The following is a 14551-nucleotide window of genomic DNA, read 5'->3' as shown; positions in this document are numbered from 1 at the left end:
ATACCCATTTTTGGATTTTTAAGGCGAACTAACGTCGGGATTTGCAGCTTATTGGTTTAATTTGCGCCCTAAATAAACCAATTTTTATATGTCTCTACGTTTCGAAGCCATTGGAAATCTCACAAGCGATGCCAATGAGGTAAAAGTAGCCGGCAGTACCAAGATTACCGGAATCTTTGGTGCCAATGTATTTACCCTGAAAACAGCCCGCGAATTCCTGAGCGATGAAGCTTACAAAAGCTTATCGAGCAGTATTAAGGGTGGTAAAAAAATTGACCGTGCTGTGGCCAGTCATATTGCCAACGGTATCAGAGCATGGGCAGAAAGCAAGGGTGTTACCCACTTCACTCACTGGTTTCAGCCACTTACCGGTACTACTGCTGAGAAACATGATTCTTTCTTCACACTGAAAGGTGATGGTACAGCCATCGAAGAATTTGATGGTGCTGCGTTGATTCAGCAGGAACCAGATGCATCTTCATTCCCCAGTGGTGGTCTCCGTGCAACTTTTGAAGCACGTGGCTATACTGCATGGGATCCATCCTCTCCTATGTTTATTATGGAGATTGGTCAGGGTAAAACATTGTGTATCCCAACCATCTTTGTTTCTTATACAGGTGAATCACTTGACTACAAAGCACCTTTATTGAAAGCCTTAGAGGCCATCAACAAAGCAGCTGTTGATGTTTGTCATTATTTCGATAAGAATGTTACCAAAGTAACACCTACCCTCGGTTGGGAACAGGAATACTTTGTGATTGACGAAGCATTAGGTAATGCTCGTCCCGATCTGGTACAGTGCGGTCGTACCGTATTTGGTGCAAGCCCTGCGAAAGGTCAGCAATTGGAAGACCATTATTTTGGTTCTATCCCCGAGCGCGTGTATGCATTCATGCGCGATTTCGAGCAAGAGTCTTACAAGCTGGGTATTCCCTTGCGTACACGCCACAACGAGGTAGCGCCTGCACAGTTTGAGTGTGCGCCTATTTTCGAAGAAGTGAATATTGCGGTTGACCACAACACTTTGTTGATGGATGTAATGAGCCGTGTTGCTAAGCGTCATAAGCTGAAAGTATTGCTGCATGAGAAGCCATTCGCTGGTATCAACGGTAGCGGTAAGCACAATAACTGGTCGATGGCAACAGATACAGGTGTTAACCTGTTGGCTCCAGGCAAAACACCTAAGACCAACCTGATGTTCCTGACATTCTTCGTGAACACCATCAAAGCAGTACATGATTATGCAGACATCATGCGTGCATCTATCGCTTCTGCACCAAACGATCACCGTCTGGGTGCCAACGAAGCGCCTCCTGCTATTATCTCTGTATTCGTGGGTCAGTATCTCGCTAAAGTATTGTCTGATATTGAAGCACGTGTAGGTGATAAATTCGATGAGCAGGATGAAGCCATCCTGAAACTCGATCTGCACCGCAGCATTCCAGAATTGATGCTGGACAACACAGACCGTAACAGAACTTCACCTTTTGCCTTTACCGGTAATAAGTTTGAATTCCGTGCAGTAGGTTCTTCAGCCAACTGCGCCAATGCCATGACAACCCTGAACACCATCATGGCTGCTACTTTGCGTCAGTTCAAAAAAGATGTAGATGCATTGATTGAGAAGGGCGACAAGAAAGAGATTGCCGTAATGCATGTGATTCAGAAATACATTGTTGAGAGCAAAAAAGTATTGTTCGAAGGTGATGGCTATAGCGATGAGTGGCATAAAGAAGCTGAGCGCCGTGGCCTGCCTAATATGAAGACTACTCCAGTTGCTTTGGATGCAATGGTTACTGAAAAAGCCAAGCATCTGTTCGAAAGCAATAATGTGTACACGCATTCAGAGCTGGAAGCACGTCATGAGATTGAACTCGAGAACTATATCAAGAAAGTACAGATTGAAGCTCGTGTGATGGGCGACTTAGCTATTAACCACATCCTGCCTGCAGCTGTGAAATACCAAAACGAGTTGTTGGCTAATGTGAATGGTTTGAAAGCAGCCGGCTTACCAGAATCTGCCTATGCTAGTCAGCTCACTATCCTGAAGCAAATCAGCGAGCATATTCAACAAGTATACAGCAAAGTTGATGGCATGGTTGAAGCCAGAAAAGTAGCCAACAAGCTGGAAGATACCAGAGCAAAAGCCATCGCTTATTGCGATGATGTAAAAGGCAAATACTTTGATGATATCCGTTATCATGTAGATAAGCTGGAGCTCTTGGTAGATGATCCTAACTGGACACTGCCTAAGTATCGCGAAATGCTTTTCTTACGCTAATTATTCAGTCCCGCAATTGCGGGACTTTTTTTTGCATATCCAGATATCTTGCCCACCGATGAGATTCGGATAGTTTGCACCATCATAATGCCTTAACACATCAAGATGTAATGCAAGTGTTTTTTGAAAAACAGTTGCATCATGATAAATGGCCCTGTTTCTACTGCCGGCAATACCTGTTGAATTATCCCAGATACCATTTTTCTCTAATACAGTCAGTTGCTGTCTTGTTAAATGATGCTGATAAGCTTTACCATGTGTGGTAAACAGCAGCACCCCTTCATCCGATAAACTATCTGCCAATACTTTCAACCATTGATCTTGCAATGCTGCTGGAATATGGGTGAACACAGAAAAACCAATGATCAGATCAAATTTCACATGATTGAAAGGCAGTGACGGTTCTTGTTGCGTAACCGCAAAACTGATCTGAGCTAAATGCTGTTGATTCCATTGAATCATATCGGCACGTACATCACAAGCATACCAATCTAAGGATGCTAATAACTTTTGGAAATGCGTAGTCAGCCTTCCAGTTCCACAACCCCAATCCAACCCATTCTTAGCATTGGCTGACAAATATGGCTTGATGAGCGGCATCAATGCTGCAACAGTAGCATTGCCCTGTTCTACATAAGCCGAATAATCGGGCTTGAATGTCTCTGCTAAAAAAGCAAGTGGGGGCAAACTTGGCTCAGGATGCGCTACTACAAATCGACGATTCTTACCCGCATATCGCCAATACAGATACTGGTTACGGACTTGATTCACCCATGCCGTGGGTAATAGATATTTCACCCATCGTATCAGGTATGATTTCGGCTGTTTCATCCACATTAAAACTACTGGTAATTTGATTAAACCGCTGATAGAAATTGCCGTCTTAGGACAACGAATTCTACTATATTTATTCACTAAACCAAACACAATGAAAAAATTTCTTTTAATCGTTGCTGTACTTTTTGCAGTAAATACACTACAGGCACAAGGCGGTGGCCAGATGGATCCCGCACAAATGCTGGAAAGAATGAAGCAAATGGTGAAGCCAAGCCTAATGGAAAAAACCAAGCTTTCTGATGCGCAAGCTGATAAAGTGCTGGAAGTAAATATTTGGGCGCAGCAGCAGCGCAGAGGTTTCCGCGAACTGGGCGAGGAAGAGAGAGCTAAAAAGCAAAAGGAAATTCAGGAAGATGTAGCCAAGAAATACAAGGCTATTCCCTTGACTGATGATCAGATTAAAGCTGTAGAAGAATTCTACGCTGAAATGCGCAGAAATATGCAAAACCGCGGTGGCGGTGGTGGCGGAAAATAATCTGAACAACCATATTACAACAATGCCACTCTTCGAGTGGCATTGTTGTAATAAGCAGTAAGTCTGGTTATTGATACTACTTCAATGTGAAAGTCTCCAGAAACTTTGTTGTAAAATTACCCTTGCGGAAATCTTCATTCTGCATCAATTGCAAGTGGAAAGGAATGGTTGTCTTCACACCTTCAATCACATACTCACTCAGTGCACGATACATCGTATCAATGGCTTCTTCGCGTGTACGCGCTACCGCAATGATCTTAGCAATCATGGAATCGTAGTAAGGTGGAATCACATAACCTGCATACACATGTGAATCGATACGAATACCGTGTCCCCCAGGCTGATGCAATACCGTAATCTTACCGGGTGAAGGTCTAAAATCATTGTATGGATCTTCTGCATTGATACGGCATTCAATCGCATGCATTGCAGGCTCATAATCTTTACCGCTGATTTCGCGGCCTGCCGCAATCAATATCTGTTCCTTAATCAGATCGAAATTGGTTACTTCTTCCGTAACGCAATGTTCTACCTGAATACGGGTATTCATCTCCATGAAATAGAAATTGCGGTGCTTATCTACCAGAAACTCGATAGTACCCACACTTTCATATCCGATTGCAGCTGCTGCTTTCTTGGCAGCTTCACCCATTTGGTGGCGCAGTTCAGGCGTCATGAATGGTGAAGGAGATTCTTCCACCAATTTCTGGTGACGGCGCTGGATAGAACAATCGCGCTCACTTAGGTGACAAACACGACCGTAACGATCGCCTGCTACCTGAATCTCAATGTGACGAGGCTCTTCCACGAATTTCTCCATGTACATGCCATCGTTCTTAAATGCTGCACCGGCTTCGGCTTTAGCACTATTATAAGCACGTTCTAATTCTTCTTCGCTGTGTACTACACGCATACCTTTACCACCACCTCCGGCAGTTGCTTTCAGCATAACCGGATAGCCGATTGTTTTTGCTACCGACTTGGCCTCATCAAAATCTTTCAACAAACCACCGCTGCCTGGTACAACAGGTACACCTGCTTTGATCATGGTTTCTTTAGCAGTAATCTTATCGCCCATGGCGTTAATCATACGAGCGTTAGGACCGATGAACTTAATACCGGAATCTTCACAGATCTGAGAGAAATTAGCATTCTCGGCAAGAAAACCATAACCTGGATGAATCGCATCTGCATTGGTAATTTCCGCTGCAGCAATGATGCGTGGGATATTCAGGTAACTATCTGCACTTTGAGGCTTACCAATACAAACTGCTTCATCAGCAAATTTTACATGCAAGCTGTCTTTATCTGCAGTAGAATATACAGCCACCGTTTTGATGCCCATTTCGCGACAAGTTCTAATAACACGAAGCGCGATTTCGCCACGGTTGGCAATCAATATTTTCTTAAACATTTGTTGCGTTTGAAATGAATAACTCGCCAGCCATATGGCCAGCATTACCCGTAGATCAACACGATTATGCAGGATCTACCAGGAAGAGCGGTTGATCGTACTCAACAGGACTGGCATCTTCAACCAATACCTTTACAATCTTACCCTTCACTTCACTTTCTATTTCATTGAAGAGTTTCATTGCCTCAATGATACATACTACTTTACCAGGTGCAACCTCATCACCTACTTCCGCGAAGATGGGCTTATCAGGACTTGGACGACGGTAGAAAGTACCAATCATCGGACTTTTGATAGTTACATAATTATCTGTGCTGGCTGCAGAAGCGGCTGCTGGTGCTGCCGGAGCTGCAGCTGCAGGGGCCGATGCAGGAGCAGATACTGGCGCTGCTGCCGGTGCCACATTATATACTTGAGGTGCTGCTGCTACCTGAACTACTTTCTCATCTTTTTGCTTGATGGTTACTTTGCCATCCTTGTCTTCTATACTAATCTCACCAATATTACTCTTGTTGATGATTTTGATCAGTTCGTGAATTTGCTTAAGATCCATAAATAGGCAAGTTTTGGGGTGAAATCAATCATTTTTGACTGAAAAGTGGGGCAAAATAGGCATTTTTACACGAAAATGGGCAATTTTCTTATGCACCTTTTGAAAAGCAAAATTACTGATACACTTCTCAAAAACTGTAGTTGAGATACTACAAGCCGGCCTCTACATATACCACAACAAATCAAGGCCTTTTGCCACAAAGTCCATAGCAGTTTAGTTGTCAATTTGTATTGTCAAAGCGAAGGAGTCACCCCACAAAGACTTTCTCAATACCTATGAAACCGGCTCTTTCCTTTGCCCCGTTTTTAAATCCAATACGCGCAAGAATAACCAATGATCTTGAAAAACCAAAAGAGGATAGCTTTCGCTATCCTCTTCTCGTATTATCGATCTTTAGTACAAAGCTTTATTCCTTCACTCTTTCTACGTATTCACCTGTCTTTGTATTGATACGGATGGTTTCACCATCGTTCACAAAGAGGGGAACGTTAACGGTTGCGCCTGTTTCTACAGTAGCCGGCTTCAATGCACGGGTAGCAGTATCACCCTTTAATCCTGGCTCACAATAAGTAATTTTCATCACCACTTTTTCAGGCAATTCAGCACCAATAGGCTGCTCTGTTTCCGTATTAATCAGCACAAAAACTTCACTACCATCCTTAAGGAACTGAGGTGCGTCAATCATTTCCTCAGCTACAGCAATCTGTTCGAAAGTTTCGTTATTCATCAAATTATAGCCGCTTTCATCCTTATACAAGAACTGAAACGCTTTCTTCTCTACACGCACAGGGAAAATAGTTTCACCACTATTCCAGGTTTTCTCGATAGTACGGTTATTGTCCACCCCTTTCAACTTGGCCCAAACCTTAGCTGCTGCGCGGGCAGTCTTGTTTTCACCAAATTCCACTACTGAATACAGGCTGCCGTCGAGTTTGAGTACCATACCACGGCTGATATCTGATGTTGTTGCCATTGTGTAAATTTTGAGCGGCAAAATTAGGGTTTGGGCGCTAAACGGCAAGACAAAAGACAATCTTGCCGGATTTAGTTATTTCAGCATCTTTACAAAAAACGGTATATGAAAAAAGGGTTCCTCCTCTTCATCATCAGTGTTACAGCCTTTGCAAGTATCGCCCATGAGTTCTGGCTACAACCACAACGCTTTCATTATCAGCCGGGTGAAACAGCTGTACTCAGCATCCGAGTAGGCGAAAACTTCCATGGAGAACCATGGGGAAATAACGGTTCTCTGGTTGCTGCCTCCAAACACATCCAACCTTCAGGAAATATTGCTGATTTGTTGAAAGCCTATTCTGACAAACAGGGCGACTCTATTTCAGTTACCCTGAACGAAGCCGGTACACACTTGATTACGCTGCAAACAAAAAACAAGTTTATCCAACTGAAACCAACGGAGTTTGCCGCATACCTGAAGGAAGACGGCTTACAATTGGCCAGTGATTATCGTGCAAAAAACAAAGAATTGGATAAGGATGGTAAGGAATTCTACCAACGCAGCGTGAAAACCATTGTTCAGGCAGGTAATTCTATTTCTAATGCCTGTTTGCAACAAACCGGATTACCCTTAGATATTGTACCCACAATTCACCCATACACCAACCCCAAAGAGAATACCTACACCATCTATTTTCAGGGCAAACCTTTGGACGGGGCACTGGTAAAATCTTGGGTAAAGGGTCAGGATACCAAGATGACGGAACAACTGAGCAATGCCAAAGGGCAAGTGCGGTTTCAGCAAAGTATTCAACCAACCATGATCAGTTGCGTACACATGGTTCGTTTGCCTGAGGGGCAGGAAGCCGACTGGCAGAGTTACTGGGCGAGTCTTACCTTCTACACCGGCGGCAGACAACCCGCCAAATAGTGATAAACCCGGGCTTTTTTTATTGCCCCCGTTTAGGCATTCCACCCTATTTTTGCGCCACAAAAGAAAAACGATCCCATGTCTGTATTAGTGAACAAGAACTCCCGCATCATCGTACAGGGTTTTACCGGTACGGAAGGTACTTTCCATGCCACCCAGATGATCGAGTACGGAACGAATGTAGTGGGTGGTGTTACACCCGGAAAAGGCGGTAGCACCCACCTGGATAAGCCTGTATTCAATACTGTAGCTGATGCTGTGAAGCAGACAGGTGCTGATGTGAGCATCATCTTTGTACCACCCGCTTTTGCTGCAGATGCCATCATGGAAGCTGCTGAAGCCGGTATTGGTCTGGTGGTATGTATTACTGAAGGTATTCCTGTGCAGGACATGGTTCGCGTAAAGAACTACCTGCAAGGCACAAATACTCGTTTGATCGGACCAAACTGTCCTGGTGTGATCACAGCAGGTGAAGCCAAAGTAGGTATCATGCCGGGCTTTATCTTCAAGCCGGGCCGTATCGGTATCGTATCTAAGTCTGGTACTTTAACCTATGAAGCAGCTGATCAGGTAGTAAAAGCTGGTTTGGGTATCACTACTGCCATCGGTATTGGTGGTGACCCAATCATTGGTACACCTACTGTGGAAGCAGTAAAACTGTTAATGGATGATCCTGATACAGACGGTATTATCATGATTGGTGAAATTGGTGGTGGCATGGAAGCTGAAGCTGCTCGTTGGTTGAAAGACAATATGCGTAAGCCTGTAGTTGGTTTCATCGCAGGCCAAACAGCCCCTCCAGGCCGTAGAATGGGCCACGCAGGTGCCATCATTGGTGGTGCTGATGATACTGCTGAAGCGAAGATGAAAATCATGGCTGAGTGCGGTATTCATGTAGTAGCTAGTCCCGCTGATATTGGCAAGACCATGGCTGCAGCTTTGAAGAAATAATCAAGGTCTTTTTGATAGCAAACCCCGGCATTGCCGGGGTTTTTGTTTTCTTCACATTTCTTTATCAGGATATTGGGCACACCATTTGTGTAAACTGTTTTGGTTTGCATCATTGTATCAATCAATTTAGTACCATAACCATCCCTTATGCGATCAGCAGTCGTTTGCTTTCTTTCCATACTCAGTTTTTGGTGCCAAGCACAAACAAGCTATTACGATCAACAATGGAAACAAGTTGATTCACTCATTATACTGGCCCGACTGCCAAAGTCAGCATTAGACTTGACGAAGAAAATAGAGCAGGCTGCTTTAAAAGAAAAAAATGAAACACAGCAGCTAAAGGCCTTGCTGTATATCCATTCATTAGTAGAAAGCATCGAAGATCAGCAAGATCAAAATATCCAGGTACAACAACTCAAATCCAAAATACCCTCACTAAGTAAAGCTGGTCAGGCCATTGTACATACCATTATTGCCAATAGTTATCTGAAGCAGTTTGAAAAAAACAGCAACTATGGCAGAAGAAATACGCAAGCACAAATGTGGGTATTTGAACAAATCGATAGCGCTATTCAATACCACCTGAAACAGGCTATAGACATCGAAGTAACCAAGGCTGTTCAAGTAAGCCAATATGCGCCCCTTATTGTGAATAGCCAACATCTAATGCCCGGAACAAGCCTGTATGACTTGATTATACAGGATGCTATTGCTTATTATGCAAAAGAGCTGGACTATAGCAGTCGAAATCAAACAAATTATGCTGCAAAAAGGGCTCTGCTTTTACTTCCATTTGATTCCTTCGCACAAATAAATGCAGGAACCAAATCAAGTACCCATCTGGAGCATGCAATTACGCTGTACCAGCAATGGATGCGGATACATGAAAAAGATTTAGACAAAAACCAATTTGCCTTCATCAACCTTCAACGCTTGAGATGGGCCAATCAATTAAACAACAGTATAAAGCACCAAGAAACTTACTTATCCTCGCTCAAAGATTTATCCGCCAAAATTCCATGTGAAGTCAGCTATCAAGCTTATTATTATTTGGCAGAAGCTGATATATCGCGTGCAGAGCGTTACGCACAATCTAAAGATACAAACTACCGATACGCTTATGTTGAGGCGCTAGAGAAAGTTCATACAGGTTTACAACTCACCAAAAATTCGATACTTCAACAAGCACTCAAAGGTTTGGAAGAGCGCATTGTAAAACCTTCTATTCAAGTAACAACAGAGTCTGTTCAATTGCCCAATGAACCCTTCCGTGTATTACTTAGCTATAGAAATACGCCTACCGTTTACACCAGAATTATCCGACTAGCTGCAGACAGCTATTTGGACACTGTTTCTGATAATAACAATAGGATTCAATGCCTGCACAAACTGCCAGTTTTTCAAAGTGCAAAAAGCACATTACCCGACTTAAAGGATTATCAGGAACATCATGCTGAATTGAAAATTGACGCCTTGCCTTTAGGTAAATACCTATTGATTTGTTCTACAGATTCTAGTTTTCAAAAGAATACAGCTGCCATTACAACGAATACGATCTGGGTTTCTTCATTAAGCTTCCTGAAAAATAAAAACGATCTCTTTATTTTGAACAGAAGCAGCGGACAGCCGGAGAAAGACGTACAGATAGAAATACTTCAATACAATTATGAAAAAACGAAAGCAGCAAAACTGTTGAAGTCCGGCAAAACAGACGCCAACGGACGCTACACGTACACCGGCCCATTTAACGCAACACTTCATTATCGGTTTATCCTTAGAAAGGATACACTAGACATGAACAGGATGTATTATTCCAGATACTTTGAAGACCCTAATTACAAACCGGCTGATGATCCAAATAAAGCACCGGCCATTTTCTATTTTACCGATCGAAGCATCTATAGGCCCGGACAAACTGTTTATGTAAAAGCTTTACTCATACAACAGAAAGATAATCGTAATCCGTATATTGATAGCAATTATAAATACATCACGTTTTATTTAAAAGATGTCAATCAAAAAATAATTGACTCTGTAAAAAGCACTATCACTGATTTTGGTGCTGCAACTGCCAAGTTTCAACTACCGGAGCAAGGACTCGGAGGTAATTTCTCCATTCACACTTCTGTTAAAAATTACACAGCACATTACTTTAAAGTAGAAGCCTATAAAAGGCCTAGCTTCAAGATTGTATTTAACCCACTCCCCAAAAGCTATCGTATTAATGACAGCATCACCTTCAGCGGAACCGTAAATGCCTATGCAGGCTATGCCATCAATCAAGCACAGGTGGCTTTGACTATTTCCGGTGGCTTATCTGAAGAAAACAGGATGTACCCCAATTTTAGAAGATTACCAGAGATCAACACAACAGTACAAACAGATGTAAATGGGCAATTCACTTACCAGTTTAAAATAGATGAACTCACCAACCTAAATACTTTAGGCTTTTTTACTATCCGCGCTACTGTAACAGATCAAAATGGCGAAACACATAGTGCCAACAAAAGCCTTTTCATTCGGAACAAACAAGCTAACTTAAACTTGGACCTACCCTCCGCGATACTTACTGATAGCGCTTTACATTTTACCATCAACAGAATCAATTCAGAAAACAAAACCAGTAATGGCTTGACCAAACTTGTTTTCCAGAAATTGATTTCGCCAAATCGAGAAATCAGAAAAAGGCTTTGGCGGCAGCCAGATGTACAATTATACAACGAAGCTGATTTTACCCGATGGTTTCCCAATGATCCTTACCGAAATGAAGACGACCCCAACGAACTGCCCTATAGCGAAGACAGTATTACGCATACTTCTATTACCGGTAATGAACGTATTAGTATAGACGCAGGCAGTTTGTCTGCAGGTTGGTATAAAGTCATTGCCTCTACCATTGATTCATTCGGCAACTATATAGAACAAACAAAAAATCTACTGGTCATTAACCCAATACAACCTAACCAGCCTGTCTTTACAAATTTTGCTGCCATACAAAATAGCATTACAGCAGAGCCAGGGCAAACAGTAATATTTACTAGTTGGAGTAGTATTCAAAAAAGATTTGTTGTTCGTAAAAAATGGCAACAAACAAAACCTACATACGCTTTTATGCTTGCAGCAAAGGGAAAACAAGAGCTCCTGCACCTAGTAGAGGATGGTGATCGGGGTAATGTTTTTTATAATGATTGTTTTGTTTACCAAAATCGCTTTTACAGCACCAACTATTCCATTTTTGTGCCTTGGAGTAACAAAAAATTACAGGTAAAGCATGAAAGTTTTCGCGACAAGACTACGCCGGGTAGCGAAGAAACTTGGAGCATTACAGTAAAAAATCCCGACAGCAGTTATGCGCTAGCGGAAGTATTAACTGCTTTATACGATGCCTCACTAGACGAAATCGCCCCGCACCAATGGAACATTCCGGGCATATGGAGAACGTATTATTATGGAGAAGGATTTGAACATGAGCAAAATTTTGGGGCAGTTCAAGGAGAAGCGTACCCACTGTATTTCCTATCAAAAAGCCATTTCATTTATATCAATGCTACCCTTGCGAGCTCCGGTATACAACTCATGGATGATGCCTACAATAATGATCGAAAATACTGGTATCATGGTCTAAGGCCTAATTTGGCTTTGGTTAAAACTGAACTGCAAGAAATGGTGCTAACAGGTGCTGCACGAAGCAAATCATTTGATGTAAGCATTCGTGGCAATTCTTCTATAAAAGAGGAGAACTACGATAAAGTATTTACCAAGACAGAAATACCTGCTCCCCTCGTCCAAAACGAACCCGTACAAGTCCGCAGCAATTTTAATGAGACTGCTTTCTTCTTTCCACAATTATATACAGACAGCACAGGCAGTGTTCGCTTTAGCTTTACCATGCCCGATGCACTCACCAAATGGAAATGGCAAACACTGGCACATACCAAGGATTTATCTTTTGGCATGGCAACAGACTTCATCACTACGGCTAAACAACTCATGGTACAGGCCAATGCACCCAGGTTCTTAAGAGAAGGTGATCGTATTGAATTCAGTACCAAAATTATCAACACCACTGAAAAGGAATTATCCGGACAAGTTGAACTCGCACTCATAGATCCCTATACAGACAGACCAGTGGATGGCTGGTTCCAGAATAGCTTTCCAAATCAATATTTCACTGCTGGTGCCGGTCAATCTGTTGTGGTGAAATTCCCCATTCAAGTACCTGTGAGCTATACCAAACCCTTGCAATGGAAGGTCATCGCTAGTAGTGGTAATATCAGTGACGGAGAAACCAATTACTTACCCGTACTGAGCAACAGAACACTGGTTACTGAGACAGTTCCATTATTGCTTCGTGGAACAGAAACCAAAAACTATACACTGGATAAACTGATCAAGAATGAAAGTCCGAGCCTCACTCAAGAAGGAATTACCATAAGCTATACTACCAATCCCATTTGGTATGCTGTACAAGCCCTGCCCTATCTTGCTTCAAACAGTAACGACTGCAGCGAGCAGGTTTTCAATCGCTTCAATGCCAATAGCATGGCCGCTTTGATTGCTAAACAACAACCCGCAATTGCAGCAGTATTGGAAGCTTGGAAAAAAGATTCCACTGCCACCAAATCAGCATTAGAGAAAAATACTTCTCTCAAACAAATTGTATTAGAAGAAACCCCCTGGGTGAATTTAGCAGCAGCAGAAACTGCAAGAAAAAGAGAACTGGCAGTATTGTTTGATATCGCTCGTATGAATAGTGAAGGAAAAATTAGTTTGGAAAAACTACAGCAATTGCAATTAGCAGATGGAGCTTTTCCCTGGTTCAATGGTGGCAATGCCAACAGCTATATCACTAATTATATCCTCACAGGCTTAGCCAGACTCATTTCACTCAAAGCATTGTCGAAGGAAGAGACTGTTTTGGCAGCAAAAATGATTCAACCTGCACTTAGCTGGATGGATGCATTGATGGCAAACCGGTACAAATTAGGACAAAGTCGTACAAAAGGGATGATCTGGATACCTGCAGTAGATGAACTCAGCTACTTGCACATGCGCAGTTATTTTATTCAACAATACCCTGTAAAAAATGCTTTCTACCAAAAGCTTTTAGCAGATGCCAAAAATCATTGGAACAAACAAAACAATTACAGAGCTGCTTTAACAGCGCAAGCATTATTCCGTAATGGCGAAGAAATATTTGTACGCAAAACAATTCTGCCATCACTACTGGAACGAACCGTCATTGATACGGCTAATGCCAGCCTCTATTGGAAGCAACGGAATACCTATTTCTGGTATGCAAGTCCGATTGACCATCAGAGCATGATGATAGAAACATTGCAACTACTCAACAAGGATGGTAAACTTCAGCAACCCATACAGCAAGCGAGCAACTGGTTATTGCTGAATAAACAAACTACAGACTGGGGCAACAGCATCGCAACTGCCAATGCCTGCTATGCATTATTACTGAATGGCGAACAATGGCTACAAAGCAATAATAGCGTCCGCATTCAGCTGGGTAATTTTGTTTTAGACAGCGATCAGCTTCCTAAAGAAGCAGGTACTGGTTATCTGCAAAAAAGAATAGATCCTCGCTTTGTGCAACCGGATATGGGTAAGATTCAAGTAAGCAGTACCGGCAAAACACTGAGTTGGGGCAGTATTTTCTGGCAATATTTTGAAGAGATGGATAAGATCACTGCTCCTGCCAATAACCCACTGCGTGTAACAAAACAATTCTATGTAGAACGCACCACGCAGGAAGGCAAAAAACAAATGCTTGTACAAGATGGTGACGAACTGATGATTGGTGATAAACTCATCAGTCGCATCCAAATTAGCGCAGCACGTGATATGGATTTTGTACACCTGAAAGACTTAAGGCCTGCTGGCACAGAGCCTGAAAATATCCTGAGTGGGTATCAATGGGGGAACAGACTGGGTTATTATGTAAGCACGAAGGATGTTAGCAGCAATTATTATTTCGATCGAGTACCCAAGGGCAATCATGTAATTGAATACAGCATGTATGTTACGCATGCCGGTAAATTCTCAGCGGGTCTTGCGAGTATTCAATGTTTGTATGCGCCCGAGTTTACGAGTCATTCCAAGGGTTTCAATGTATTTGTAGAGAGCGGCGATTAAAACTATCT

At 42.5% G+C, this 14551-nt stretch carries 9 protein-coding genes; 5 read left to right on the top strand and 4 right to left on the bottom strand.

The features are described 5' to 3' along the window. Nucleotides 1-88 precede the first annotated feature (88 nt). A complete protein-coding gene (locus tag J0L83_00355; protein ID MBN8662995.1) occupies nt 89-2281 on the top strand; it encodes a glutamine synthetase III in 2193 nt (730 codons plus the stop codon). Here J0L83_00355 and J0L83_00350 read toward each other — a convergent pair whose 3' ends face one another. After that, nucleotides 2282-3118: a class I SAM-dependent methyltransferase gene (locus J0L83_00350; GenBank protein ID MBN8662994.1), complete on the bottom strand. Its 837-nt coding sequence runs from the start codon at nt 3116-3118 to the stop codon at nt 2282-2284. A 91-nt stretch (nt 3119-3209) separates the two neighbouring features. Between J0L83_00350 and J0L83_00345 the strand changes: the two genes are divergently transcribed. Further along, nucleotides 3210-3593, top strand: a complete 384-nt coding sequence (locus tag J0L83_00345) for a hypothetical protein (GenBank protein ID MBN8662993.1) — start codon at nt 3210-3212, stop codon at nt 3591-3593. 76 nt (nt 3594-3669) lie between these two features. Here J0L83_00345 and accC read toward each other — a convergent pair whose 3' ends face one another. From accC to efp, 3 genes are all read right to left on the bottom strand, one after another. Beyond that, on the bottom strand, nt 3670-5007 hold the full coding sequence (gene accC, locus J0L83_00340; GenBank protein MBN8662992.1) for an acetyl-CoA carboxylase biotin carboxylase subunit: 1338 nt from the start codon (nt 5005-5007) through the stop codon (nt 3670-3672). A gap of 64 nt (nt 5008-5071) precedes the next feature. Then, nucleotides 5072-5560 carry an acetyl-CoA carboxylase biotin carboxyl carrier protein gene (accB, locus tag J0L83_00335; GenBank protein MBN8662991.1) on the bottom strand — a complete coding sequence of 163 codons (489 nt, stop codon included), beginning with the start codon at nt 5558-5560 and terminating at the stop codon, nt 5072-5074. Between the two features lie 406 nt (nt 5561-5966). Continuing rightward, nucleotides 5967-6533 (bottom strand): elongation factor P, encoded by a 567-nt coding sequence (gene efp, locus J0L83_00330; protein MBN8662990.1) that lies wholly within the window; start codon nt 6531-6533, stop codon nt 5967-5969. Nucleotides 6534-6638: 105 nt separating this feature from the next. Between efp and J0L83_00325 the strand changes: the two genes are divergently transcribed. The 3 genes from J0L83_00325 to J0L83_00315 all read left to right on the top strand — a co-directional run bounded on the left by J0L83_00325 (nt 6639) and on the right by J0L83_00315 (nt 14543). After that, complete coding sequence (locus J0L83_00325) at nt 6639-7445, top strand: DUF4198 domain-containing protein (protein ID MBN8662989.1); 807 nt, start codon at nt 6639-6641, stop codon at nt 7443-7445. Between the two features lie 78 nt (nt 7446-7523). Next, a complete protein-coding gene (sucD, locus tag J0L83_00320) occupies nt 7524-8396 on the top strand; it encodes a succinate--CoA ligase subunit alpha (protein ID MBN8662988.1) in 873 nt (290 codons plus the stop codon). A gap of 147 nt (nt 8397-8543) precedes the next feature. Further along, a complete protein-coding gene (locus J0L83_00315) occupies nt 8544-14543 on the top strand; it encodes a hypothetical protein (GenBank protein ID MBN8662987.1) in 6000 nt (1999 codons plus the stop codon). The last annotated feature ends 8 nt before the right edge of the window (nt 14544-14551 follow it).

It is taken from the genome of Chitinophagales bacterium, assembly GCA_017303835.1.
In the GTDB taxonomy this organism is placed as follows: domain Bacteria; phylum Bacteroidota; class Bacteroidia; order Chitinophagales; family Chitinophagaceae; genus JAFLBI01.
This window is presented reverse-complemented; position numbering and strand designations above follow the sequence as displayed.